The organism is Deltaproteobacteria bacterium RBG_16_64_85 (assembly GCA_001798885.1).
GTDB lineage: Bacteria > Desulfobacterota > Deferrimicrobia > Deferrimicrobiales > Deferrimicrobiaceae > FEB-35.
In genome coordinates, this window is sequence record MGQW01000092.1 from 59,832 (window position 1) to 86,283 (window position 26,452).

Genomic DNA, 26,452 nt, shown 5'->3' on the forward strand with positions numbered 1-26,452 from the left:
GGCTATTCGTGCCGGAGCGCCTCGATGGGGTCCAGGCGAGACGCCTTGCGGGCCGGGTAGAAACCGAAAAAGATCCCGACGGCGGCGGAAAAACCGAAGGCGAGAAAGACGGCGCCGGGCGAGATCAGCGTCGACCATTTCGCAAACAGGGAAATCAGCGAGGATCCTCCCACTCCCACCAGGATGCCGATGGCGCCCCCCGTCACCGCCAGGACCAGCGCCTCGATCAGGAACTGCAGAAGGATGTCCTTCTCCCTGGCCCCGACCGCCATCCGGATTCCGATTTCGCGCGTTCGCTCGGTGACGGAGACGAGCATGATGTTCATGATGCCGATCCCTCCCACGAGGAGCGAGACGGAGGCGATGGCGCCGAGCAGGAGGCTCATGATTCGAGTGGAGGCTTCCGCCACGGCGAGCATCTCCGAAAGATTGCGCACGGAAAAGTCGTTCTCCTGCCCCGGCCCGATCCGGTGCCGCTGCCGGAGCAGTTCGTTGATCTGGTTCTCGGCTTCTTTGACAGACTCCCCGTCGACGGCCTGGGTGAGAATGACCCCCACCGTTCCGATGTGGGCGCTGCCGAAGAGTTTCTTCTGGGCGGTGGTCACCGGAACGATGATGATGTCGTCCTGGTCCTGCCCCTGCGGCGACTGCCCCTTTCGCTCCAAGAGCCCGACGATCGTAAACGGCACCCGCTTGATGCGGATGACCTTTCCGATCGGGCTCTCCTCTCCGAAGAGATTGCCCGCGACGGTCTGCCCCAGCACCGCGACCTTGGACGAGGCCTCCACGTCCGCGCCGGTGAAGTACCGTCCGGCGGTCAGCATCCAGTCGCGGATCTGAAAGAACTCCGGGGTCACCCCCTGGATGATCGTGCTCCAGTTCTGGTTCCCGTAGACGACCTGGGCGGTGGAGCGGACCGACGGGGTGGACAGGCGCACCGCCGGCAGTTCCTTTCCGATGGCCTTGGCGTCTCCCATCGTCAGGGTGGGGACTCCGCCGAACCCCGACCGCAAGCCTCCCGACGTCGTGCTCCCGGGAAGGATGAGGATCAGGTTGGAGCCGACGGAGGCGATCTGCGCGGAGATCCGCTCGTTGGCGCCGGCGCCGATCGCCACCATGGCGATCACCGCCGCGACGCCGATGATCATCCCCAGCATCGTGAGGATGGAGCGCATCTTGTTCGCCCGGAGCGAACGGTAGGCGACCTTGGACGCGGCGTAGAGATTCATGGCGTACGGACGGGGTCGTCCGCGATGATGCGGCCGTCGCGGAACCGCACGATCCGTTTGGAATACCGTGCGATGTCGGTTTCGTGAGTCACCAGCACCAGCGTGATCCCCCGTTCGTCGGCAAGTCCCTGGAAGATCCGCATGATTTCGATGCTGGTGGCCGAGTCGAGGTTACCGGTCGGCTCATCGGCAAGCAGAAGGGAAGGGGTGTTGACGATGGCCCGCGCGATGGCCACTCGCTGCTGCTCCCCTCCGGACATCTGGTTGGGGAGGTGGCGCTCCCGGTCCAGGAGACCGACGGAGCGGAGGGCCTCCAGTGCGCGCGCCCTGCGTACGGAAGAAGCGATGTTCTCGTAGATCATGGGGAGTTCGACGTTCTCCAGCGCGGTCATCCGGGAAAGCAGATTGAATCCCTGGAAAACGAACCCGATCTTCTTCCTCCGGATGCCGGCCAGGGCGTCCCTGGGGAGGATTCCGACGTCGTCGCCGTCCAGGCGGTACGTTCCGCTGGTGGGCCGGTCCAGGCACCCCAGGAGGTTCATGAGCGTCGATTTCCCGGATCCGGATGGGCCCATGACGGCGATGAACTCCCCCCGTTCGATGGTGAGAGTGACGTCCCGCAGGGCTTCCACGTTCACCTCGCCCAGCCGGTACGTCTTGCAAAGGTTTTCGATTTCGATCGCGGGAATTCCCACGAGTTACCGGAAGCCCCCCATCCCTGGCGGACTTCCTCCCCCTGTCGCACCCTGGTTCTTCCGGATTTCTGCGACGATGAGGGCGTCTCCCGCCTTCAGGTTCCCGTCCACGAGCTGGGTAAATGTCCCGTCGCTGGTCCCGGTCTTTACACGGACCGCCTCGGGCTTCCCGTCCTTGCCGACGACGTAGACGCGTGCCCCCGCAGGCTCCTTTTCCCCCTCGGTTTTTTTCTTCTCCGTGGAAGGCCGGTACCGAAGGGCGGCGTTGGGGATCTTCAAAACGTCCTTGAAGTCCCGGATCCGGATCGACACGTTGGCGGTCATCCCGGGCTTGAGCGAGAGGTCCTTGTTGTCCACCTGGATGACGACGTCGTACGTCACGACGTTCTGCGTCACGATCGGCGAGTTCCGTACCTGGATGACCGTGCCGGCGAAGGACTTCCCGGGATACGCGTCCACGGTGAAAGTGGCCTCCTGCCCGGCCTTCGTCCTGCCGATGTCGGACTCGTCGACGTTGGTGTCGATCTGCATCTTCGTCAAGTCCTGCGCGATGGTGAAGAGAGTCGGGGTCTGGAAGCTGGCCGCCACCGTCTGGCCGACGTCCACGTTCCGGGAGATCACGATCCCGTCGACCGGGGAGACGATCGTCGTGTATCGGAGGTTCGTTTCCGCGACGGAGAGCGCCCCCCTGGTCTGATCGAGCTGGGCCTCCGCGCTTTTCTGCTGCGACGCCGCGGAATCGTACGCCGTCTCCGCAGCGTCGACGTCCGCCTGTGCCACGTACCCGTCCTTGATGAGCTCCTGGTTCCGCCTCAAGGTCCGCAAGGCATCCGCCGTGACGATCTTCGCCTTCTCCACCACGGCGGTTGCGTTCGCCACGCTCCCCCTGGCCTGGACGACCGACGCTTCGAAGATCTGGGGGTCGATCTTCGCGATCACCTCCCCCTTTCGCACGCGGGAGTTGAAATCCGCGTAGATTTGCTGGATCGTCCCCGACACCTGGCTCCCCACCTGCACGGTGGTCACGGCATTGATGTTCCCCGTCGCGGAAACGGTGTCGGAGATTTCTCCCTTCTCCACCTTCACGGTCCGGTACGGGGGAGCCTTTCCATTGCTTCCCGCGAAGTAGAAATAACCTGCAGCGCCGAGCACTGCGACCACGAGGGCGGCGATGAGGATACGCTTCATCGGAGTTCCTTCCAGGCCAGGGTTTCGATTTCGTTATCCTCGATCCGGATTCCGTGCCGCTCGAGGAGTTCGCCGGTGCTCTTCCAGAACTGGGTGATGGCGACCTGGAAGTCGGACCGGGCGCCGGAGAGGCCCTCCCGGGCAACGGTCAGGTCCGATTCCACTTGCAGGATGTCCTTGGTGGTGGCCAACCCCAGCTTGCCCCGTTTCACGTAGGAGTCGAAACGCGCTTCCGCCAGCTCCACCCCGCGCGTGGTGACGCCGATCTGCTTTTCACGGGTCTCCAGGTTGCGGATCGCGGAGCGGACATCCAGGCCCGCGACCTCTTCCAGGCTTTGGATCTGTACCCTGGACTGGCCGGCCTGCAGGCGGTTTTTCGCCAGATCGGCCTCCGCGACGTCGTTCCCCAGCGGGTAGGACAGCTCGAGACCGATCGACCACGAAGGGGACTTCCCGGACTTCAAGTCGTCGATCGCGTTCCCGTAATCGGGTGCCAGCCCGGTGAGTCCCGCGCTCCCTTTGAGAGAGAGGGATGGGAGCAGGAGGTTCCTGCCGACCTTTGCGCTGAACTCCTGGCTCTTCAGGCTGGTCCTCGCCTGCTGGAGGTCGGGCCGCATCGAGAGCGCTTTCCGGACCGCATTTTCCTCCGACCGGTCGATCGCCGCTTCGGGGAAGGACCGGGAAAGGACCAGCTCTGTATGGGGTGGCAGGTGGAGCAGCACGAGAAGCTTGTCCGCCTCGTCGAGGGCGTTTTTCTCCGCATCCAGAAGGTCTTTTTCCCGCTGGGCGACCCCGAGCTGGGAATCTAGCAGCTCGACGGACGCCAGCACGCCCGCTCGTACCCGGGCTTCGTTGCCGGCGTGGATTTCCCGCGCCAGGGCCAGGGAAGCCCTGCGCGTCTGCAGATTATCACGCGCCTTGATCACGGCGTAGTACTGGTCCCGCGTGTTCCCGGCAACGGAAAGTGCTTGCGCGCGCCAGCCGGCCAGTGCCGATTCCGTCGCGAAGGAGGCCACCGTGATTCCCCGTTCCGTGACCTCCCTGCCGAGCCCCTGAAGCAACGGCTGCGAGAAGGAGAGCGTGAGGTTCGGCTGCGCGAATCTGGACAGGGGTCCCCCCGAGTTGTCCTGCGTCCACAGGTTGGTGAAGGAGGCGGATGCCGTCGCGCCGATGGGGAGGAGAACCTCCGTGGAGACATTGGCGTCGAAGAACCGCTCGCGGGTGGCGGAGGAGGATGTCGGAAGCGTCGATGAAGCCTGGACCGTCTGGGAGGTCCCGGAGTTTGCCCCGCGGTGGTCGAGCAGGAGGTCGAGGCGCGGGTTGTAGATCGCGCGGGCGCGCCTCACGTCGGTCCACGAGATCGCCGGGTTGAACGTATCCGCGCGGAGCGAGAGGTTGTTCTCCATCGCCATCCGGACGGCGTCATCGAGAGAGAGGTGAAGTTCCGCCGCGAAGGAGGGGAGGGCTCCCGCAAGCAGTGCGGCGGCAAGGGACATCCGGAGAAGGTTGACCGTAAGTGCCTCCTGGATCCGCAAAATGGGCGGGTTAAACTTATTTATTCTATTCACAAGTATGCCTCGAGTATAGATGGCAGTCGATATTTCAACGGTCTTGCTTTAAAGAAACCCGGGAGTGGCGTAAAATGTTTCGTCAAATCCAAGCAAACGGAGGTGTCCGTTGCGCAAAGTCTTCGCATTTGCCTTCATCCTGTTAGTATCCTTCGGATTCGCCATTGCCGCGGACACCGCGAAAAAAGGAGGGAACCCGGTGGTTCTTCTGGAAACCAGCATGGGGAACATCAAGGTCGAGCTGTATCCCGACAAGGCGCCGATCACCGTAAAAAACTTTCTCGAGTACGTCAAGGAGGTTCATTACGACGGCCTTGTTTTCCATCGCGTCATCCGTGAATTCATGATCCAGGGGGGCGGGTTCACCCCCGACATGAAAGAGAAGCGTCCGGCCCATCCCCCGATCAGGAACGAGGCGGGCAACGGGCTGCGGAACGACCGGGGGACGATCGCCATGGCCAGAACCGCCGTGGTCGATTCGGCGACGGCTCAGTTCTTCATCAACGTCGTGAACAACGATTTTCTCAACCATGCGAGTAAAACGCCGCAGGGGTTCGGGTATGCCGTGTTCGGGAAAGTGATCGAAGGGATGGACGTCGTCGACAAGGTCCGTAATGTCCCCACCGGAAACGTCAGGATGTTCCAGGATGTCCCCAAGGAACCCGTGACGATCCGCAAGGCCTCGGTCGTCGGACAGTAGTACCGCTTCCCCCGCCAGGGGGAATCTCCGGAAAGAGAAGGCGCTCGGCCGGTTCAGGACCGGCCGGGCGTGTATGCTTTTTTGATTTGACTTGCATAGCTCGCTTTTGAAAAGCGGATTTCAAAATCGAATTTAGAGCCTTGGCTTCTTCCTAGTCGTAATCATTCCCATATAAGAGTAATCCTTCTATTTCCTTTTCATTCAAGGAGATGCATCGGCATTCCCCGTAAGGAAACACGTTCGTTCTCATTGGCACGAGCTATGAACATGTACATGTTCATGCAATAGACGAAAGCGGTTATTCGTCAAGCCGGGACCCATGGGAAGGGGCAAACGAGATGAGGCTTAAAAGGTTCCACCTCCTGTTCGCATTGTCATTCCTCCTCGGAGGCTTGTTGATCGGATGTGGTGGAGGCGACGAGAAGACTCAGTCCCAATCTACGGGCACCGGCTCTCCTACATCGACTCTGGCTTGGGACCCGCCCCAAACCTATATCGACAACACCCCGCTGGATCCCTACCGGGACCTCGATTATTACGAATTCTATGTAAGCAGCGATACGAACTTCACCGAAAACGATGTGCCGGTCGCCCAGGTGGCAGCGGTCTCGAACGTACTTGCCACGGACGGGCATTCCTACACCCAGACGTTGACGAAGGAATTCTTGCTGGCCAACCTCCTCCCGTTTACCCAGCCAGGGGGGGTCTGCTACATCAGCATCCGGTCGGTTGGCGTAGACGGTCTCAAGTCGAATTTCTCGGCACCGGTTGCCTGGAACCTCACTTGAAATATCCATTCTCCTTCCTCCCCGGCCAACTTGAGGCTTCCGTGATTTAGGCGACCCTGCGTACCACGGAAGAGATAGGGCGGCCTTCGGGTCGCCCTATCCATTTTGTACGCCTTGATGGCCGCACCAAACGGAAGCGCCCGGCAGGTGGGGACCTGCCGGGCGCTTCGGCGCGCGGGTGGAAGTGGGGGTGCGCTCCGGCAGCTCCGGAGGAGGGGGGACCCCCGCAGAGTTGCGGCTTCAGTGCGCGCTTTGTACTGTATACAGTATACACAACACCGGGGGGTGTCAACCACGGATTCAACACCACGGATTCCACACCGCGGATTCCCACCGCGGATTCCCAATATTCCCGCCCGGACTTCCCTTTCCCCCGTTCCCGGCGGCGGGGTACAATGTGCGGTGAATTCAGCGATCGATCAGAGGGTGTTCGTGAGGGAAGGGCTGGTCTACACGGTCCCGCGCAGGCTGGAAGGATGCCGGCTGGACCGGTTTCTTCGGAAGATGATGCACGACCTGCCTGCAAAGAGCGTCCGGTTTGCGATCGATGCCGGGGACGTTGCCGTGGGCCTGGAGGAGGGGAAGAAAGGGTGCTCCCTCCAGGCCGGGGACGAGGTCGTCGTCCGGAAGATCGCGGAACGGGAGGACTGGCTTCCCGTTCCCGGAAATCTCCCCGGCGCCTCCGTTCTTTACGCCGACGCCGATGTTGCGGTGCTCTCCAAGCCCGCTGACGTGCACACCGAGCCGCAGCGTCCGATGGAGATGGGGACCCTTGCGGGAGTTCTCCGGTTCCTCTATCCGATCGTGGCAGAAATCTCGAAGGAGCCGGGCCTCACGCTCCTTACCCGTCTCGACTACGCTACGAGCGGTGCGGTGCCGGCGGCGCTTTCCCCGGAGGCGTTCAAGTTCCTCGCAAGGGAGAGGGAAAAGGGGCGGATCGTAAAAACGTATGCCTGCCTCGTGAAGGGACGGCTGGAAAAGGAGATGTCGCTGTCCTACCTGCTGGAGACTGCAGGAGGGGAGAAGGTCAGGGTCCGGAGAGAACGGAACGAGGAAGACCCTCACTACTGGACCGCCGTCCTGCCGGTCCGTCCGGCGGGTGAATGTACCTTCGTTCGGGCGGTCATTTCCAAGGGGAAGCGCCACCAGATACGTGCGCACCTGGCGGCAGCGGGTTTTCCGATCGTGGGGGACAGGCGCTACGGCGCGGTTCCCCCGGAGGGGCCGGGGAAATGCCGGCTGATGCTGCACGCGGAGGAAGTCCGGTTCGCCCGCCCGGCGACGAAAGAGCTTCTCCGGGTGGTTGCGCCCTTGCCGGTGGAATTCGAGGCTATTTGAGGAGTTCGAGGCGGGATTCGAGATCCTGCAGCATCTGCCGGTCCTCGGGAAGTTCCGCCTGGTATTTCCTGACCAGCTCCAGGTCTCCCGGGTCGATGACGCGCCTGCGGTCCGGATTCAGGGCCAGGTTCTGCCGGTCCTCGACGAACCGGATCAGCTTTTCCTTGGCTGCGATCTTGGCTTTCAACTGCTCCGCCTGGGAGGCCAGTGCTTCCTTCCCCATTGCCGCCTCGGCGGCTTCGTCTTTCGGGGACGGCGCGGGAGCAGGAGGGGGCGGAACGGAAGGGAGCGGTTCCGCCGTGCGGGGAGCCTCGCGGATCACCATCGTTGCCTTGCCTCGGGACCCGGAGGGAATATTCGAGAGATCGTCGGTGAAATGGATCGCGCCCGTCTCGTCTTCCCACTTGTAGATGTCGGCCCGGGAGTCGGCGGCGATCAGCATCAGAAGGGCCATGGCGACGATCGCGCAGCGTCTCATTTGTAATGAACCTCCGTACCGACGCATCCATACCTGATCTGATAATACAATAGGCGATCCGGTGAAATCCACCGGAGGGGCGGGTGCGCCGGCAGGATCGAAAATGATTTTTGGTTCGGATTCCTGTTAGGGACCTAACCCGATGATAAATAAGGTTCGGTCTCCAATGCGAAAATTCCAAACAATGGTTTGCAAATGAGCGGGGGATTGCCTATAGTGCTTTCTGATCATCTCGAGGGAAACCCATTGCCATTGCTTAGGATCGACGAAATCCATCTGTCGTTCGGCGGCGTCAAAGCCATCAATGGCTTCTCTACCGGCGTCGAGAAGGGAAAGATCCACGCTATCATAGGTCCCAACGGTGCGGGCAAGACGTCGATCTTCAACTGCATCTCCTGCGTCTACAAGCCGCAGCAAGGGGCGATCTACTTCGAGGGCAGCAAGATCACCGGGATGCACCCGGACCGGATCGCCCGGCTCGGCATCGCCCGGACGTTCCAGAACATCGCGCTCTTCCATCACATGACGGTGCTCGACAACCTGATGCTCGGCCGGCACCTGTTCCTGAAGCGTGGCTTCTTCGCCGGCGGGATCTACCTGGGACCGGCACGGACCGAGGAGATCGAAAACCGCAAGGCGGTCGAGGACATCGTCGATTTCCTGGAGATCGAGAACATCCGCAAGAAGCCGGTCGGGACGCTGGCCTACGGGCTGCGCAAGCGCGTGGAGCTCGCCCGCGCCCTCTCCCTCAAGCCGAAGCTCCTCCTGCTCGACGAGCCGATGGCCGGAATGAACCTGGAGGAGAAGGAAGACATGGCGCGGTTCATCCTCGACATCAACGAGGAGTGGGGCGTGACGATCCTCCTGATCGAGCACGACCTCGGGGTGGTGATGGACATCAGCCAACGCGTGAGCGTACTGGACTTCGGCGTGAAGATCTCCGAAGGAGTGCCGGCCGAGGTGGCGAAGGACCCCCACGTGATCCGCGCCTACATCGGCGAGGAAGACGACTTCCTCCGGAAACTGGAGGAGCGGTGACCGCGATGAAGGAGGTCCTGGCCCGGTTCGACACCTTTCCCAAGCTCCTGGCCCACAACGCGGAGCGTTTCGGGAACCGCAAGGTAGCCATGCGCGAGAAAGAGTTCGGAATCTGGCAGGAGTTCACCTGGAAGGAATACCACGACCACGTCAAATACTTCTCGCTGGGGCTGGTGTCGCTTGGGCTCGCTCCCGGCGACAAGGTCGCCATCATCGGGGACAACCGGCCGGAGTGGGTCTGGGCGGAGGTGGCGGCGCAGGCGGCAGGCGCCGTCCCGCTGGGGCTTTACCAGGACTCCACCCTGAAGGAGGTCGGCTACGTCATCGACCACTCCGACTCCACGTTCGTGGTGGCCGAAGACCAGGAGCAGGTGGACAAGATCCTCGACATGAAGGAGCAGCTCCCCAAGGTACGATACATCGTTTATACCGACCCTCGCGGGATGCGCAGCTACAAGGAGCCGTTTCTCCTCGACTTCAAGGAGGTGGAGAACTTCGGCCGGGAGCTCGAGCAGAGGGAGCCGGAGCTCTATGAAAAGAAGGTCGCGGCGTCGAAGCTCGAGGACCTCGCCCTCATCTGCTACACCTCCGGGACGACCGGCTTCCCGAAGGGGGCGATGCTTTCTTTCCGGAACCTCCTCACGATGGCGGCGAACCTGATGGAGGTCGACCCCAAGGGGGAAAAGGATGAGTTCGTCTCCTTCCTCCCGCTGGCCTGGATCGGGGAGCAGATGATGTGCCTCTCCAGCGCTCTCCTGACCGGGTTCACCGTGAACTTCCCGGAGAAGCCCGAAACCGTGCAGGAGAACATCCGCGAGGTCGGCCCCACCATCATGTTCTCCCCGCCCCGGATCTGGGAAAACATGACCTCCACGGTCCAGGTGAAAGTCATGGACGCCTCCCGGCTGAAGCGGGCGATGTACAACTGGGCGGTCCCCGTGGGATACGAGTACGCCGACACGATCTTCCGGAAGCGGACCCCCTCGTTCGGGCTGCTCCTGCGGCACCGGCTGGCCTATTACCTCGTGTTCCGGGCGCTGAAGGACCGGCTCGGCCTGCTGCGGATCCGGACCGCATCGACCGGCGGCGCGGCGCTGGGGCCCGACGTCTTCAAGTTCTTCAACGCGATGGGGGTCAACCTCAAGCAGATCTACGGGCAGACGGAGATCTCCGGCATTTCCTGCATCCACCGGGAGGGGGACATCAACTTCGACTCCGTGGGCAAGCCGATCCCCGAGACCGAGGTCACCCTCTCCGAGACGGGGGAGATCCTCTCCCGCAGCCCGTCGGTGTTCCTGGGCTACTATAAGAACCCGGAGGAGACGGAGAAGACGCTTGCGGGCGGCTGGCTGCACTCGGGCGACGCCGGCTACTTCACGGAAGACGGGCACCTGATCGTCATCGACCGCGTCAAGGACGTGATGCACCTGAACGACGGCACCCGGTTCTCCCCCCAGTTCATCGAGAACAAGCTGAAATTCTCACCCTACATCAAGGAGTGCGTCTGCCTGGGGAACGAGCGGGACTTCATCGCCTCGATGATCTGCATCGACTACCCCAATGTCGGAAAGTGGGCGGAGAACCGGAGGATCAACTACACGACCTACACGGATCTTGCGGGGAAGCCCGAAGTCGTCGACCTGATCGCGAAAGAGATAGCCAAGGTCAACGAGACGCTTCCGGCGACGACGAGGATCCGGAAATTTCTTCTCCTGTACAAGGAGCTGGATGCCGACGACGACGAACTGACGCGCACGCGGAAAGTGCGGCGGGCCTTCGTCGGGGATCGGTACAAGCACGTGATCGAGGAGATGTACGCCGGACAGACGGCGATCCCGATCGACGCCGTGATCAAGTACCAGGACGGCAAGACGTCGAACATCAAGACGACGCTCGTCGTCAAGGACATGTAGGGGGCGACGATGACAATGCAATACCTGCTGCAGCTCGTCATCAGCGGCCTGGTCATCGGCAGCATCTACTCGGCGGTAGCGCTGGGGTTCACCATCATCTACAAGTCGACGCGCGTCGTGAACTTCGCGCAGGGCGAGCTGCTGATGGTGGGAGCCTACGTCTGCTTCGCCTTCGTCGTGCAGATGGGAGTGCCGTTCTGGGCGGCCCTCCTGCTGACGGTCCTGTTCGGGATGGTCCTGGCCCTCTTCGTGGAACGGTTGATCCTTCGGCCGATGATCGGGGAGCCGATCATTTCCATCATCATGGTCACCATCGGGCTCGCGCTGGTGTTCCGTTCGATCGTCTCGGCAGTCTGGGGAACCGAGATCCTTGTCTACGAGCCGAAGCTGTTTCCCCAGGAGATGCTGACGATCGCGGGGCTCCCCGTCTCCCTCGAGTTCGTGTGGTGCTTCGTCCTGTCGCTGTTCCTCCTGGCGGTGTTCTCCGTGTTCTTCAAATATTCCAAGGCGGGCGTCGCGATGCGGGCCACCGCCTTCAGCCAGCAGGTCGCGCAGTCGATGGGGATCTCGGTCAAGCAGATATTCGCCCTCTCCTGGATCATCTCCGCGGTCGTCTCCGGGATCGGAGGGGTGCTCATCGGGAACATCAACGGGATCAACAGCTCCCTCTACCACTTCGGGCTCAAGGTCTTCCCCGCGACGATCCTCGGCGGGCTGGACTCCATCCTGGGCGCCGCCCTGGGAGGGCTGATCGTCGGTGTCCTGGAAAACCTGTCCGACGGGTTCTGCAAAGCATATTTCGATTTGAGCGGAGTCAAGGAGGTCGCGCCGTACGTCTTTCTGGTCATCATCCTCATGATCAAGCCTTACGGGCTGTTCGGGACGAAGGAAATCGAGCGCGTCTGAAGATGCCGGCGCGACGGTAAGGAAAGGAACGGATGCATTACTGCGGCGACTATCGAACTTCCTATGTGAAGGACGTCGAGATATTCCAGACGCCGTTTGTCAGGGTTTGCATGGCGCTGTTTCTCGTGTTCCTGCTGGTGCTTCCGTTCCTGCTGAAGGGGGAATACCAGTGGATCCTCCTTCAGATCCTGATCGCCTCGATCGGCGCCGTCGGCATCAACATTTTGACTGGTTTCACCGGCCAGATCTCCCTGGGCCAGGGGGCGTTCCTCGGCGTGGGCGCCTATACCTCGGCCTACATCACGGCGAAAATGGGGCTGTCGTTCTGGGTCGGGGTCCCCGCGGCCGGCATCGTAACCGCCCTGTGCGGGATGGTGTTCGGCATCCCGTCGCTGCGGCTCAAGGGCCTGTATCTTGCCATCGCGACACTTGCCTCGCAGTTCATCCTGGAATGGATCTTCGTCCGGTGGGAGCCGGTGACGGGTGGAAGCTACGGCATCACGATCCCCCGTCCCACCCTCGCCGGTTTCACGTTCGCCTCCGACCGTTCGTACTACTTCCTCGTCCTCGTCATCGCCGTCGCGATGATCCTTTTTGCGTCCAATCTCATGCGGACCAAGACGGGGAGGGCCTTCATGGCCGTCCGGGACCATTACATCTCGGCGGAGATCATGGGGATCAGCCTGTACAAGTACCGGCTCCTCTCCTTCGGCATCTCCTCGTTCTATGCAGGGGTGGCGGGGGCCCTCTACGGACATTCGCTGAAGTTCGTGACCTCGGAGCAGTTCAACATCGAGGTTTCAGTGGTCTATCTCGCCATGATCATCATCGGGGGGCTGGGGAGCGTTCTCGGCTCCATCTACGGCGCGATTTTCATGATCCTGCTGCCGAAGGTCCTCTCGGCGCTCACGGAGGTGGTGCAGGCCGATCTGCCGAGCATCGCACGGCTCGCCATCGCCTTCGAGCACGGGATTTTCGGCCTGATCATCGTCCTGTTCCTGATCTTCGAGCCCGACGGGCTGGCCCACCGCTGGAAGATGGTCAAGGCCTATTGGAAGCTTTATCCGTTCTCGTACTGAAGGGTTGTAGTTGTGCTGGCTGCGACAGCGAACGACGGGAAAATCGTGATGAAAGGAGGTGGGATGGCGGGGAAGGGGAGATCGGAGGGCATGGGAAACGGACCAATAACGATGGAAAAACAATTCTCAAGGAGGAAAGAATGGGGAAGAACGTGATCCGGGTTGCCGCCCTTGCGGCGTGCGCACTGTTCCTAATGGCGGGCGGAACCCTCGCCGCCGACATCAAGGTCGGGCATCTGGCCGACCTTACGGGCCCGACGTCGTCGGTCGGGAACCCCTATGCCAAGGCTGTTCAGGACTACAAGGAGTACATCAACTCGAAGGGCGGGATCAACGGCAAGAAGATCGACATGCCGATGTACGACTACGCCTACGACAAGAACAAGGCGATCAACCAGTACAAGAAATACCTGGAAGAGAAGGTCGTGGCGGTCCAGGGATGGGGATCGGGGGACACCGAGGCGCTTACCGGGTTTCTGGCCCAGGACAAGATCCCCTACCTCTCCGCGTCCTACTCGGCGCACTTGACCGACATCAACAAGGCGCCCTACAACTTCTTCATCGCCGCAGACTACACGACCCAGCTCAGGGCGGGCCTGAAGTACATCAAGGACAACTGGAAGGAGAAGAGGGCCCCGAAGGTGGCCTTCATCTACCCGAACGTCCCGTACGGAATTGCGCCCATCAAAGGGGGAAAGGAGTACGCAAAGGAGCTCGGGTTCGAGATCGTGGGGGACGAGAACGTGGATCTCAAGGCGATCGAAGCGAACTCGCAGATGCTGTCGCTCAAGAGCAAGAACGCCGATTTCGCGTGGATCGGCGGGACGACGCCCTCCACGGCCGTCGTCCTCAAGGACGCGAAGAAACTGGGACTCAAGACTAAATTCTTCGTGAACCTGTGGGGGAACGACGAGGACCTCGTCAAGATGGCGGGTGACGCGGCCGATGGCTTGATGGGCCTCCAGGCCGCCTCGATCTACGGAGAGAACGTCCCCGGCATGAAGCTGATCAAGGAGATCACCAAGGGGCAGCACCAGAACACCCACTATATTCGCGGCTGGGTGTCCATGATGGTGTTGTGCGAGGCACTGAAGATCGCGGACAAGAAGGGGGAGCTGAACGGTCCCGGTGTCAAGGCGGCCCTCGAGACGATCAAGGATTACGACACGGGCGGGCTGACCTCCAAGATCACCTTTACCCCGGCCGATCACCGGCCGAACATGTCGGCGAAGATCTACGAATACGAGAAAGGCAAGATGATCCTGAAAAAGACGATCGAGCTCGAGCGCAAGAAGGAGTGGCTCGGTCTGTAAGGCGGGCGGGAGCGGGCGGGGGGGTGAAGATCCCCTCGCCCTTTTCGCAAATTCAACCGAAGGCGGGAACGCATGCTCCAGGTGAACAACATCGAGGTGATCTACTCGGACGTCATCCTCGTGCTGAAGGGGCTGTCCCTCGTCGTTCCCAAGGGGCAGATCGTGGCGTTGCTCGGGGCCAACGGGGCGGGGAAGAGCACCACGCTCAAGGCGATCTCGGGACTCCTCAAGTCCGAGGAAGGCGAAGTGACCGACGGCGAGATCCTCTTCGAAGGGGAGAAGATCAATGGCCGGGACCCCGAGGAGATCGTCCGGCGGGGAGTCTTCCAGGTGATGGAGGGCCGGCGGGTGTTCGAGGACCTGAGCGTGGGGGAGAACCTCCGTTGTGGGGCGCACACCCGGAAGGACTCCGCGAACGTTAAGGCGGATTACGAGCGGGTCTACGCGTACTTTCCCAGGCTCAAGGACCGTCGCAAAGGGCTGGCAGGGTATCTTTCGGGCGGGGAGCAGCAGATGCTTGCGATCGGGCGCGCGCTCATGGCCCGGCCGAAGCTGATGCTCCTGGACGAGCCGTCGCTGGGGCTTTCCCCGCTGCTGGTCAAGGAGATCTTCGGGATCATCAAGGACATCAACGAAAAGGAAAAGACTACGATCCTCCTGGTGGAGCAGAACGCCCGGGTGGCGCTATCCATCTCCAGCTACGGCTACATCATGGAGAACGGGAAGGTCGTGCTCGACGGCGAAACGGAAAAGCTCGCCAACAACGAGGATGTCAAGGAATTCTACCTGGGGATGAACGAGGTCGGCGCGCGAAAGTCCTACCGCGAGGTCAAGCACTACAAGCGCCGCAAGCGCTGGCTTTCTTAATACCGGGGACGTTCTTAAACTTTTTGATCCACCTGTTTTTCGAGGAGTGATCGATGGTCGACCGGAAGCGCGGGTTCTACGACGAGGAGCAGGAGAAGATGTCCTCAAGGGAACGGGCGGGATTCTTGCGGCGCATCCTCCGGGAGACGGTTCAGTACGCCTACGAGAAGGCGCCCGCAGCACGAAGGAAGATGGACGAGGCAGGCGTCCACCCGAACGACATCCAGGACGTCGCAGACCTGGCGAAGATCCCCCTCACGCGGAAGGCCGACCTGAAGAACATCCAGAAAACGGAGCTGCCCTTCGGGGGACTGGCGGCAGTCCCGCCCCGCGGAATGCGCCGGATCTACGTCTCACCGGGCCCGACCTTCGACCCGGAAGGTCGGGAGGAGACCCACTGGCGGTGGGAGAAGGCGTTCGTAGCGGCGGGATTCCGCCAGGGCGACATCGTCCAGAACACCTTCATGTATCACTTTTCCCCAGCGGGCCTGATGTTCGACGAGGCGCTGATCCGGATCGGCTGCACGGTGATTCCCGCCGGCGTCGGGAACACCGAAATGCAGGTACAGGTCCTTCGGGACTTGTGCGTCTCCGGCTATGTCGGCACCCCCTCCTTCCTGATGACCATCCTCGAGAAGGCCAAGGAGATGGGAGTCGTCCCTGGAGACGGACTCCAGCTCCTGGTGGCGCTGGTCGCCGCGGAGATGCTGCCGGAAACTCTGCGAAAGCGGTTCCAGGAGGAATTCGGAATCCAGGTCCGCCAGGCCTACGGGACGGCTGACGTCGGATCGCTCGGATACGAGTGCTTCGAGGCGAAGGGGATGCACGTCAACGACGAGATCGTGATGGAGCTGCTCGACCCGGCTACCGGAAAGCAGGTTGCTCCCGGCGAGATCGGGGAAGTTGTCGTCACCCTGCCCAACACCACCTATCCGCTCGTGCGCTTTGCCACGGGAGACCTCTCCATCTATACGAACGACCCCTGCCCCTGCGGGCGGACCTCCGCACGGCTCCTGCGGATCGTGGGAAGAGTGGACCAGGTAACAAAGGTCAAAGGGATGTTCGTCCACCCCGAGCAGGTGGTCCAGCTCGAGAAGAAGGTCCCTGAGGTCTTCGCCGTCCAGTTGATGATCTCCCGCACCGGCCACGAGGACCGGATGGGGATCCGCGCGATCCTGGGCGAGGGAGTCCTGCCCTCCGATGCGCTTCGGGAGAAAATTGCGGAAACGGCCCGCGAACTGACGCGCCTGCGGGGGGAAGTCGTCTTCGTGCAGGAGGCGGAGATGACCGAAAAGGAGAAGAAGATCCTCGACTCGCGGAAATGGGATTAAACGGACAAGGGGGACCCACAATGGAGGCTGCGACACTTAACGCACATCTCGAGAAGCACCTTCGCGTGCACACGTTTCCACTGGGGATCAAGTCCTTTAAGAAGGGAGAGCAGCTCCCCGAGAAAGTGAAAGTTCCATCTAAGCATCTTGGGATTAAGATGGCGATCTGCCAAGCGATTTCCATCGCTCGGCGCTACGGATGGGCCATGGCGTTCTCGGGGGAGGACCTTTCCTGCCCGATCGCAAAGGCTGCGTTCGGGTTCGAGGAGCGCAACGAATATTACACCTCGGGAGGCCTGGCCGACGGGATGTACGCCTCCTGCAAGGAAGCGGGGGCTCGCTTCGAAGAGGCGCTGGCCAAGTACGACACGGGCGAATACGCCTTCGTGGTCGCGGGCCCCCTGGGCCGCGTGAACTTCATCCCCGACACGGTCCTCGTCTACGGAAATTCTGCCCAGGTGGTTCGGATCCTCAGCGCTTGCCTCTATAAAAAAGGGGGGAGCCTGAAGAGCGATTTTTCCGGTCGCGGAGACTGCACCGACATCATCATCAAGGGGAAGAAGACCGGAGAACCGCAGGTCATCCTGCCGTGCCACGGCGACCGCATCTTCGGGTTGACGGCCGACGACGAAATGGCCTTCACCTTCCCCTACGCGATGGCGCAAGAAGTGGTCGAGGGACTCGAGAAAACGCACGCAGGCGGCGTCCGCTACCCGGTCCCCATCTACCTGCGCTTCCAGGCCGAATTCCCGAAGTCCTACCAGGAACTCGAAAAACTCTGGGAAAAAACCAAATAACTTAATTCCGGGGACGTTCTTAAACTTTTTAAGCATGTCCCATTTTTTTTAAGTATCTTATGAATACCAGACGTTTCCCCATGGTAAAAGGGTTAAAAGTGTGCACAGACATTAAAAAGTTTAAGAACGTCCCTGGGCTTAAGTAAATTTTATGTATCGACTGACGCCGAAAGAAGAAATCAGCGCGAGGATCGGCGCGCTGCGGGTGAAACTGACGCAGGCTGGCCTGGACGGGGCGGTCATCGTCCAGAACCCCGACCTGTTCTACTTCGCCGGCTCCATCCAGCAGGGAATCCTCGTCATTCCCGCCGCCAAGGAACCGGTCTACTTCGTCCGCAAGGTGTACGAGAGGGCGGTCGCCGAGTCGCCGGTCGAGATCATCGTAAAGATCTCCGGCTTGAAGGATATTCCGGCCTGGCTCGGGAAGAAGGGGATTTCCTTCCGATCATTGGGTTTCGAGATGGACGTGATGCCCGTCCTGACCTTCAACCGCTACGCGGCGCTCTTCCCCGGCGTCAGGACGGAGGACATTTCCGGCGCCGTCCGGGAGATCCGTGCCGTCAAGGGGCCCTCCGAGATCGAAGCCATGCGGAGCTGCGGGAAGATGCTCTCCGCGCTGCTTTCCGAGGCGCGGAAGCAGATCCGGCCCGGAATGACCGAGATGGAGCTCCAGGGGATCCTGCAGGGAAAGGCGATCGCGGGCGGTCATACGACCATCACCCGGATGCGCGCCTGGAACCAGGAGGTGGGCCTGGGATGCGTCATCTCCGGCCCCGATGCGGCCGTGCCGTCCTACGCCGACTTCCCCACCGCCGGAAAGGGGACATCCCCGTACGTCCCGACAGGGCAGGGATACCGCGCTTTCGGGAAAAACGAGCCGATCATCGTCGACGTCATGTGGGCCCAGGGCGGCTACCTGGTCGACATGGCCAGGACGTACGTCATCGGGGCCCTGCCGGAGAAGATGACGATGGCCCACGCGCTGGCGGTCAAGGTTCTGCGGAACATCGAAAGCGCGATCCGCCCGGGGGCCGCGGCGGGGGACCTTTATGAAATCGGAATGGAGATGGCCTCCCACAGTCCGTTTGCCGCTAACTTCATGGGCCCGCCGGGGTACAATGTCAAGTTCATCGGGCACGGCATCGGCATCGAGGCGGACGAGTTCCCCTTCATCGCGAAGGGATCGAAGACCGTCCTGGCGCAAGGGATGACGTTTGCCATGGAGCCCAAGTTCGTCTTCCCCGGAGAGGGGGCGGTGGGGCTGGAAAACGCCTATCTCGTCACCGAAACCGGGTTCGAGAAACTGACTCCGATGGAGGAAGAGGTCCTTGCCTGCGCCGTCGGGGCTTGAAGAAGGGAGAGAAACGCCGTGGCCGATTTCCTGAACCGTGAGAATGCACTTCTCCTCGTGGTGGACGTGCAGGAGAAGCTTGTGCCGGCGATCCACAAGGATCTGTACCCGCCGGCCCTTAGAAACATGCAGGTCATGATCGAGACGGCGGGCACGCTTGGGCTGCCGATCCTCCTGACGGAGCAGTATCCGAAGGGCCTGGGCCCGACAGTGTCGGAGATCCTGCGCCCCCTGGAAGGAAAGCGGTACCAAAGGATCGAGAAGGTAACCTTCAGCTGCGCCCGGGACGAGGGGTTCCTGCAGGCGGTGGCGGCCGCAGGACGGAAGCAGGTGGTGATCGTCGGGATGGAGACCCACGTCTGCGTCTACCAGACGTCGGTGGACCTGACCCGTGCGGGGTATTCCGTCTTCGTCCTGGACGACGCGGTCTCCTCGCGTTTCCTGCACAACTACCAAAGCGGCCTTCAGGCGCTTCGCGACGCCGGCTGCACCGTCTTCAGCACGGAAACGGCAGTTTTCCAGCTGCTCAAAGTGGCGGCGACGCCCGAATTCAAGAAGGTGGTGTCGCTGATTCGATGAGGGCGCGTCTTCTTCTCGCCGCCGCCGTTGCGGCTTCCTGCCTGCTGGCGATCGGCACAGCGCGAGGGGCGCGCCAGACAGTTGCGTTTTTTCCCCTGCAGAACCTGTCCGACAACACAGCCGCGGACGATATCTCCCGCCTCGGACAGGCGCTGAAGGAAAGGCTTCAGGACCGGCTCGACGTTCAAGCGGTCCCCATCGAGGGAGCGCAGGACCCCTCCCGAATCCGGAAGAGAGCCCGCAGCCTCGGCGCCACTTACATCCTGACCGGCGCGGTTTCGCGCATCGGGCGGACGATCACACTGGACCTCACCCTCGCCGCGACGGAAGATCCGGGCAAGGGAAGGACCGTCGTGGTCAATGCCGTGGACAACGGAGCGCAGGCCGGAACGGAATTGCGACCTGCCATTAACCGGTTGGCCATCGAAGCCGCATCGAAGCTTAAATACCTGTTCTTCGGGGATGAAGTGATCGGGGAGGGCAAGGAGCGGCGCAAGATCCCCAAGCTCACAGGGACAATCTCCCGCAGCCGGAACGTTCCCGGCGACGTTGTCTCGGTCGCCTGGGGAGACACGGACCGCAACGGAAAAATGGAGGTGATCGCCGCGACCACGGACGGGATCGCGGTATACGGCGTGGAAGGGGACGACCTGGTCGAGAAAGCCCGCATCCCCGATGCGGGGGAAGGCTTCATCCACGTGGACACAGCTGACCTTAACCGGAACGGCGTGGCCGAGATTATCGCGGTCCGGTACGTGACAGGGAAGGCATTGTCCGACATCTGGGAGTACGACGGCAAACAATACCAACGGATCGCCCGCGACATCCCTTATTTCCTTCGGGCGTTGGATATCGGAAAGGAAGGGATCGTCCTCGTCGGGCAGGAGTCCGACCCCGTCGCGATTTTCAAGGGGCCCGTCTATCGCCTGGCGCTCTCCCAGCTCGGGCCTGGGGGACGCAAAGAAAAAGGGACCCCCCTCCCGCTGATCGAGGGGACGTGGATCTATTCCTTCACCACCCTCAAGAAGGGCGGGAGCGTAAGATTCGTCACACTTGGAGACAGAGACCGCCTGGTCCTGCTGGATGGGAACGGGAAAAAGCTGTGGGAGAGCGTCGATGCCGTTTCCGGAACGGAAACGGCCCTGGACGCCCTGCTCAGCCCCTCCGGCAAACCGGAGCTGGCGGTGGGAACGAAACGGCTCTATCTCCCCAACCGCCTCTTCGGCGTCGACCTTCTTGGCGACAAGAACGACGAGCTCATCGTTCTCAATAACCTCGTCACGGCCGGGGGATTCTTCGAGAACCTCCGCGTTTTCTCAAACGCCGAGGCATTGTGTTTCGCACAGGACGGCGACTCTCTGCAGCTCGCATGGCGGACACCGCAGACCGGCAGCTCCGCCCGGGACGCCTTCATCGACTTTTCGCAGGGCGGCAAGCCGTTCCGGATCGGCGTCGCCTCCATCGACAAGGGGAAGATCCTCGGAAAGTTCGGGGAGTGGCGCGTACTATGGCTGAAATGAGTATGGTATAATTTAAAGTTACTGCCAGCGTGGCGGTGTAGCTCAGATGGTGAGAGCATGCGGCTCATATCCGCAGTGTCCGGGGTTCAAGTCCCTGCACCGCCACCAGTCTTTTCTCATTGGCACACATTAGGGAATTGAACCCGGTTTCCCCCTACCCTATTTGATTCTTCCTGATTAATGGTTCTTGATACGATGTAATGCGGAATCGTTCCCATTTTCGGAGATACCTATGGTATTATTTTCCCATATGAATTGTCTTCGCGTTCTCCTCATCGACGACGATGCGAAATTTCTTGCCCAGACAAAGGAAATACTTTCCCGGGAGAAATATTCCGTAACCACTGTGAACAATTATGAAAAGGCTGCGGCACACCTTCGCAGGGCAAAGGGGAAGACCGTCATCCTTTCGGAATTGAACGTCGGGAAGCAATCCGGGCTGACCTTCCTGGAAGACACTCTCCGAAAGTACCCGTATCTTCCATTCATCTTTGTGTCCAAATCGCCAACGCTGGAATCGGTTATCGAAGCTTTGAAGCAGGGGGCCTACGATTTTCTGAGGAAGCCGATCGCCTCGGACATCCTGCGGCACTCGGTCGCGCGGTCCGTCGAGAAACTTAATTTGAGCCTGGAGACCGAAAAGCTCGAGAAGGAAGCGCGCGACCGGCTCTCCCGCCTGCAGGCCGAGCTGAAAGATGGCAGGCTCCAGAGCTCCTACAAGGGGTTCCTGATCTCCATGGCGGGACACGATTTCCAGTCGATCCTGACGGTCCTTGACGGGTATTTCCAGATCCTCAAGGAAAAGTGTGGCGACTGCCAGAAAGCCGATTCCATACAATTCCAGGACCAGGCTGTCCGCACAATCCTTCGTCTGAAGACGATGGCCAATACGCTGCTGGATTACGAGGCCGCGGAGAGAGGACAGATCCGGATCCAATCGAAGCCATTCGAGCTCGATACGCTCCTCCAGGAATGCGCTGCGTTTTACCGCCCTTATGCCGCACAGAAGCAGGTCAGAATCTCCATGGAAGGTGAGTTGCCGAGGCTCAAGGCAAAGGGGGACTCGGAAAGGGTGTTTCAGATCCTGGACAACTTGCTTTATAACGCCATCAAGTTCACCCCTCCGAACGGAGAGGTCCGGATAGGAGCGAGGGCGGAGGATAACAAGTCCGTCACTTTCTGGATACAAGACACCGGAGTCGGAATCCACAAGTCACAACTGGAAAAGATCTTCACCGAGAAGCAGATCGTGGCCAGCAAGGACGCCAGCGCAAGGATCGGACTGGGGCTGAGCATCTGCCGAAAATTAATCGAGATCCAGAACGGGAAGATTTGGTTGGAAAGCGCGCCAGGGAAGGGAACCAAAGTTTTGCTCTCTCTTCTTGTATAATTATTTTCCCACCAAAAGGAAATAATTTCCACACTTTGGCCTTTTTATTCTACTCTTTAGGGCAATAACATCTCAAGCGGAGATTTCCTTGGGGAAATCACACCCCGCAATAACTCTTTTAATAATGGCGCGATATGTGAATTTGTGAAAGTTATTTGCCGATATGGGTAAGGGAGGCACGAGGTTTGCTGAGGTTAGGCTAGACTCGGGAGGGAACGCGGGAGGGAACGAATGACAATATCGAATATCCTCGTCGTTGACGACGACCCTGTATTCACCCAATTTACCCAGAATCTTCTCATCGAGAAGGGGATGAAGGTAACCACCGCCTTCAACAAGGCAACGGCGATGGAATACCTCGACAATCATCATTTTTCCTGCGTCATCCTCGATATTTTCCTCCCCGATGGGAACGGGGTGGACCTCGTCAAGCCATTCCGGGCCAAAGGCATGAACATTCCCATCATCATGGTATCTGGGCAAGGCGACGTCGAGGAGGTCGTACGCGCGATGAAAGACGGTGCGAACGATTACATCAAGAAGCCTTTCCGTCGCGAGGAGCTGCTGCTCAAAATCCAGATGGTACTCGAAAACACACAGGCCAAATGGGAGCTCGAGGAACTGAAAACCAAGATCCAGGTCGAGGACGAGTACAAGCTTCTCTTTTCCATGAGCGACAAGATGAGCAAGGTTCAGGCAATCCTGGACCAGGTCGCCAATACGGACATCACGGTCCTCATCACGGGGGAGAGCGGGACCGGAAAAGACCTGGTCGCCAAGGCTCTTCACAAGGCATCCGATCGTGCGGGGGAGCCGTTCATCAAGGTCAACTGCGCCGCCCTCCCGCGGGAACTCCTGGAAAGCGAGCTCTTCGGATTCGAAAGGGGGGCCTTCACCGGAGCTCACCGGAGGAAATATGGCCGGTTCGAAATCGCGCAAAACGGGACGATCTTCTTGGACGAAATCAGTGAAATGCACATGGACCTCCAATCGAAACTCCTCAATGTTCTCCAGGAGAAACAGTTTTTCCGGATCGGCGGCGAAAAGGAAGTGAAGGTCAACTGCAGGATCCTGGCCGCGACGAATAAAAATCTTGAACGGATGGTGGAGGAGAACCGCTTCCGCCGGGATCTCTACTATCGGATCAACGTGGTGAATATCTTTCTTCCTCCGCTGCGGGAACGCAAGGAGGACATCCCTCTCCTCGTCGATTATTTCCTGAAAAGATATTCCGAAATGTACAACCGGGAGCGCGTGAAAATATCCCCCCGCTTGATGGAACTGTTCCTGAACTACGGCTGGCAGGGAAACATACGGGAAGTCGAGAACAACATCAAACGACTGGTCATCCTGGGCAATGAATCCCAACTCATTGCGGAACTCATGAGAAAAAAGGATAATAGTAATTTTACGCGCTCCAAGGAGGAGCTGGACGAGTATGGCAAGCCCGCAAATTCTCATTCAGGGCCGGCTGTCAACGAGCAACTCCAGTCTTCTTCTGTGCGGGGAGGATCGGGTGAGTCCTCCCTTCCCGAGAAGGGAACCCTCAAAGAGGTCGCCAAAATCGCCCAGCGCAAGGCGGAACGGGAACTGATCGACCGCGTGTTGAGGCAGACGAGATGGAATCGACGGAAGGCCGCGCATATATTGGACATCAGTTACAAGGCGTTGCTATACAAAATCAAGGAGTGCGGGCTGAACCAGGATTAGTTTTTTCTGTTTGTTTTAGAGTGTTTGCGCTGCAAATGCGGTTGAAAAGCGAGACAATAGGAGGAGGAAAGGTGAAGAGACTATGGGCGGTAGCCTGCGCGATGCTTGTAATTTGGATGCTCCTGGTGGCCTGCGGGGGAGACGAGGCGATCGCGGATAACACGGTTCTCGTTGCTCCCCCCAAGCCGTCGCCGAATCTCCGTCAACCGAAGGATCATCCTCCCTCTGTGGCAAGTTCGAATTACAAGATTGGCCCGGAGGACGTTCTCCATATTTCCGTATGGGAGAACAAGGATTTGACCCTGGATGTCGTTGTTCGTCCGGACGGAATGATCTCGGTCCCACTGGTGCAGGACGTCCAGGCGGAAGGCCTTACTGCTGCCGAACTGGCCGATGTCATCTATCAGAAGCTTTTGGTATATTTGAAGGAACCCCAGGTATCCGTCATCGTAACGCAGGTGAATGCTCCGAAGATCTTCGTTCTCGGAAACGTGGTCAAACCCGGACCTTACCCATTGCGAAGCGACATGTCTGTACTACAGGCTCTTTCGCTGGCGGGAGGGTTCACGCAGTTCGCCGCCCCGCGGAGCATCAAGCTCGTTCGCGGCCTGGGGCTCAAGCAGGAAGTCCGGAGGATAAATTATTACAGGCTGATCGATAACGTGGGAGAAGGGAACTATCTATTGCAGCCCGGCGATACCATCGTGGTGCCGTGATGAAGCGGAAACGGGGGGGGAAAATACGGTTCGCGGTTTTCTTTGCGGTTCTCTCGATTACCGTCATATCGCCGGCGATGTCCGCCAACCTGATCGCCACCCCGAAAATCACGATCGAAGAGAGTTGGGACAGCAACATCTTCAGCACTTCGGATAATACGATCTCCGATTACATCACACGGGCGACTCCCGGTCTCGCGCTCTCGCTGGAAACATTGCAAACCACGATCATTCTCAGCGGCAGTTTGGAATACACTCGTTACTCCAGCCATACTGAATTGAACAATCGGGGGACAACAAGGTACAGTTTGAGTGTCGAAAAACCCCTTCAGTTTTCCCCGCGGCTATCTTTACAACCGACGGTTCGTTTCGTGGAATCCAGCGACTCGTATCGCCGCAACCAATTGATCGCGAGTCCTGTCCCGGGGCTTCCCCCCTCGGAAGTCGTAATCACCGCGCCTACCAAGACAAGGGATCTTACGGGATCGTTGCAACTGACTTATCTTCTGAACCCCAAGGTCGACCTAGGACTCACAGCGGGGGGCACGAAGCGAACGTTTCTGGATAATAACGCGGCCGGGGTCGATTCCGATACGGTGACCGGGGGTGCCTCGATCTCCTACCATTTCACTCCGCGTTTCTCCTCGGGAATTTCCATAAATGCCAGTTACAACACGTTCGCAGACAACACGGACTCCCGGTCCAATGCAGCCGGGATCACTGCAAAATACATCATATCCGAATATTACACGTTCGATGCAACCGCCGGCGTCGATTATCTGAGGGAGACCACGCTTACGGGCAAAGACACCAACTCCTCCCCCTCCGGCCAATTTTCCTTGACTTATGCGCGGAAGGATTTTCGAGCCTCCTTGATCGGATCGTACGGGTTGACCGGTGGAGGAAGCTTCGGCGTCACCACCCACAGGGGGAATATCCAGTTTACGCTCACGGACCAGTTTGCCAAGGGTTGGTGGGGGGACCTCACCGGCTCCTACCAGATCAACCAGTCGCTCGATACCCCCAGGACGGAAGACATAAGAACGTGGAATGGAAATGTGGGTCTTCGCTACCAGGCGGCCGAATGGGCATCTTTTCGCCTGTCCGGAAACATGAATCGACAAAGAGCAAGAAACAGCATCGTAGGAGCGGATCTGGATCGAAGTTCCGTTTTGCTGGGCCTGGATTTGAGCAAGGACTACAAACTCTTTTAAGGATAATACATGCCGCTTCGACCCGACATGGAGCCTCTCGAATACCTGGAAGTTTTCCTCAGGAAGAAATGGCTGATCCTCTTTTCGATCGTTCTCGTCATGCTCGCGGCTGCCGTCTATTGCGTCGCGATACCAGACCAATACAAATCAACCACTACCATATTGGTCATACCGCCCCGCGTTTCGGAGAAATACATCACCGCCATGACGAATTACAGAATCCAGGATCGTGTCCCAGCGATCGAGCAGCAGGTCCTCAGCCGGACACGGCTGGTGGCGGTAATGGACGAGATTGGACTCTTCCGGGAGGAGAGGAAAAATATTCCGGTGGAGACAGTGGTCGAAATGATGCAGAACCGGATCGATATCAAGGTAATCCGGGACAAAGACGCTTTTTCCTTGTCCTTCGAGCATGAGAGCCCCAAGGTCGCCATGTTGACGGCTTCAAGGCTCGCCTCCCTCTTCATTGAAGAAAACGTCCAGATCAGGGAACAACAGGCCGTTTCCACCTCCGAATTCCTGGAGACCCAGCTGAAGGAAACAAAGGAGAGGCTCGAGGTGCAGGAGGAGAAGGTCAAGCGCTACAAGTTGCTGTACATGGGAGAACTTCCCCAGGAGATGCAGGCGAATCTGAACGCGATGACGCGAATGCAGGATCAGCTTCGAACCAACGCCGATGCGATCTCGAGATTGGAAGACCGCAAGATGTTCCTCGAATCGAAGGTCAGCGATCTGCAGAAAGAG

Annotated in this window: 23 protein-coding genes, 1 tRNA gene and 1 pseudogene; 20 read left to right on the forward strand and 5 right to left on the reverse strand. The window is 59.7% G+C overall.

Annotated features, from left to right (window positions below):
* Positions 1–2: 2 nt before the first annotated feature.
* From A2Z13_06185 to A2Z13_06200, 4 genes are read right to left on the reverse strand one after another with little or no spacing between them, the layout of a single operon-like run.
* Positions 3–1,229, reverse strand: coding sequence for a multidrug ABC transporter substrate-binding protein (locus tag A2Z13_06185; GenBank protein ID OGP76074.1), 1,227 nt, complete (start codon positions 1,227–1,229; stop codon positions 3–5).
* Positions 1,226–1,918, reverse strand: a complete 693-nt coding sequence (locus tag A2Z13_06190) for a macrolide ABC transporter ATP-binding protein (GenBank protein ID OGP76102.1) — start codon at positions 1,916–1,918, stop codon at positions 1,226–1,228. The genes A2Z13_06185 and A2Z13_06190 overlap by 4 nt, the downstream gene beginning before the upstream one ends.
* Before the next feature lie 9 nt (positions 1,919–1,927).
* Positions 1,928–3,112: an efflux transporter periplasmic adaptor subunit gene (locus A2Z13_06195; GenBank protein OGP76075.1), complete on the reverse strand. Its 1,185-nt coding sequence runs from the start codon at positions 3,110–3,112 to the stop codon at positions 1,928–1,930.
* Entirely contained in the window at positions 3,109–4,647 is a 1,539-nt protein-coding gene (locus A2Z13_06200; protein OGP76076.1) for a hypothetical protein, read from the reverse strand. The genes A2Z13_06195 and A2Z13_06200 overlap by 4 nt, the downstream gene beginning before the upstream one ends.
* Before the next feature lie 142 nt (positions 4,648–4,789).
* Here A2Z13_06200 and A2Z13_06205 point away from each other — a divergent pair, with 142 nt between their 5' ends.
* The 3 genes from A2Z13_06205 to A2Z13_06215 all read left to right on the forward strand — a co-directional run bounded on the left by A2Z13_06205 (position 4,790) and on the right by A2Z13_06215 (position 7,506).
* On the forward strand, positions 4,790–5,380 hold the full coding sequence (locus A2Z13_06205) for a hypothetical protein (protein OGP76077.1): 591 nt from the start codon (positions 4,790–4,792) through the stop codon (positions 5,378–5,380).
* 338 nt (positions 5,381–5,718) lie between these two features.
* Positions 5,719–6,168, forward strand: a complete 450-nt coding sequence (locus A2Z13_06210; protein ID OGP76078.1) for a hypothetical protein — start codon at positions 5,719–5,721, stop codon at positions 6,166–6,168.
* Between the two features lie 402 nt (positions 6,169–6,570).
* Positions 6,571–7,506, forward strand: coding sequence for a hypothetical protein (locus A2Z13_06215; GenBank protein OGP76079.1), 936 nt, complete (start codon positions 6,571–6,573; stop codon positions 7,504–7,506).
* On the opposite strand, the gene A2Z13_06220 is transcribed toward A2Z13_06215, so the two are convergent.
* On the reverse strand, positions 7,499–7,984 hold the full coding sequence (locus A2Z13_06220) for a hypothetical protein (GenBank protein OGP76080.1): 486 nt from the start codon (positions 7,982–7,984) through the stop codon (positions 7,499–7,501). The genes A2Z13_06215 and A2Z13_06220 overlap by 8 nt on opposite strands.
* A 195-nt stretch (positions 7,985–8,179) precedes the next feature.
* On the opposite strand from A2Z13_06220, the gene A2Z13_06225 reads away from it, so the two are divergent.
* The 17 genes and pseudogenes from A2Z13_06225 to A2Z13_06305 all read left to right on the forward strand — a co-directional run bounded on the left by A2Z13_06225 (position 8,180) and on the right by A2Z13_06305 (position 26,452).
* On the forward strand, positions 8,180–9,022 hold the full coding sequence (locus A2Z13_06225; protein ID OGP76081.1) for an ABC transporter ATP-binding protein: 843 nt from the start codon (positions 8,180–8,182) through the stop codon (positions 9,020–9,022).
* A 5-nt stretch (positions 9,023–9,027) separates the two neighbouring features.
* Positions 9,028–10,935 carry a long-chain fatty acid--CoA ligase gene (locus A2Z13_06230; GenBank protein ID OGP76103.1) on the forward strand — a complete coding sequence of 636 codons (1,908 nt, stop codon included), beginning with the start codon at positions 9,028–9,030 and terminating at the stop codon, positions 10,933–10,935.
* A gap of 15 nt (positions 10,936–10,950) precedes the next feature.
* Positions 10,951–11,841: an ABC transporter permease gene (locus A2Z13_06235; GenBank protein ID OGP76082.1), complete on the forward strand. Its 891-nt coding sequence runs from the start codon at positions 10,951–10,953 to the stop codon at positions 11,839–11,841.
* A gap of 32 nt (positions 11,842–11,873) precedes the next feature.
* Positions 11,874–12,920 (forward strand): ABC transporter permease, encoded by a 1,047-nt coding sequence (locus A2Z13_06240; GenBank protein OGP76083.1) that lies wholly within the window; start codon positions 11,874–11,876, stop codon positions 12,918–12,920.
* Between the two features lie 140 nt (positions 12,921–13,060).
* Positions 13,061–14,233, forward strand: a complete 1,173-nt coding sequence (locus A2Z13_06245) for an ABC transporter substrate-binding protein (GenBank protein OGP76084.1) — start codon at positions 13,061–13,063, stop codon at positions 14,231–14,233.
* 72 nt (positions 14,234–14,305) lie between these two features.
* Positions 14,306–15,100, forward strand: a complete 795-nt coding sequence (locus A2Z13_06250) for an ABC transporter ATP-binding protein (protein ID OGP76085.1) — start codon at positions 14,306–14,308, stop codon at positions 15,098–15,100.
* 53 nt (positions 15,101–15,153) lie between these two features.
* A complete protein-coding gene (locus A2Z13_06255; protein ID OGP76086.1) occupies positions 15,154–16,431 on the forward strand; it encodes a hypothetical protein in 1,278 nt (425 codons plus the stop codon).
* 20 nt (positions 16,432–16,451) lie between these two features.
* On the forward strand, positions 16,452–17,228 hold the full coding sequence (locus tag A2Z13_06260) for a hypothetical protein (protein OGP76087.1): 777 nt from the start codon (positions 16,452–16,454) through the stop codon (positions 17,226–17,228).
* Between the two features lie 151 nt (positions 17,229–17,379).
* A complete protein-coding gene (locus tag A2Z13_06265) occupies positions 17,380–18,579 on the forward strand; it encodes a hypothetical protein (GenBank protein ID OGP76088.1) in 1,200 nt (399 codons plus the stop codon).
* Positions 18,580–18,597: 18 nt separating this feature from the next.
* Positions 18,598–19,158, forward strand: coding sequence for a hypothetical protein (locus tag A2Z13_06270; protein ID OGP76089.1), 561 nt, complete (start codon positions 18,598–18,600; stop codon positions 19,156–19,158).
* Positions 19,155–20,678 carry a hypothetical protein gene (locus A2Z13_06275; GenBank protein ID OGP76090.1) on the forward strand — a complete coding sequence of 508 codons (1,524 nt, stop codon included), beginning with the start codon at positions 19,155–19,157 and terminating at the stop codon, positions 20,676–20,678. Before A2Z13_06270 ends, A2Z13_06275 begins: the two co-directional genes overlap by 4 nt.
* Before the next feature lie 31 nt (positions 20,679–20,709).
* Positions 20,710–20,786 (forward strand) — tRNA-Met (locus tag A2Z13_06280).
* 142 nt (positions 20,787–20,928) lie between these two features.
* A complete protein-coding gene (locus A2Z13_06285; protein OGP76091.1) occupies positions 20,929–22,068 on the forward strand; it encodes a hypothetical protein in 1,140 nt (379 codons plus the stop codon).
* A gap of 237 nt (positions 22,069–22,305) precedes the next feature.
* Positions 22,306–23,778, forward strand: a complete 1,473-nt coding sequence (locus A2Z13_06290; protein OGP76104.1) for a hypothetical protein — start codon at positions 22,306–22,308, stop codon at positions 23,776–23,778.
* A gap of 101 nt (positions 23,779–23,879) precedes the next feature.
* Positions 23,880–24,494 (forward strand): hypothetical protein, encoded by a 615-nt coding sequence (locus A2Z13_06295; GenBank protein ID OGP76092.1) that lies wholly within the window; start codon positions 23,880–23,882, stop codon positions 24,492–24,494.
* A complete protein-coding gene (locus A2Z13_06300; GenBank protein OGP76093.1) occupies positions 24,494–25,708 on the forward strand; it encodes a hypothetical protein in 1,215 nt (404 codons plus the stop codon). The genes A2Z13_06295 and A2Z13_06300 overlap by 1 nt, the downstream gene beginning before the upstream one ends.
* Positions 25,709–25,735: 27 nt before the next feature.
* Positions 25,736–26,452 (forward strand): annotated as a pseudogene (locus A2Z13_06305) (hypothetical protein).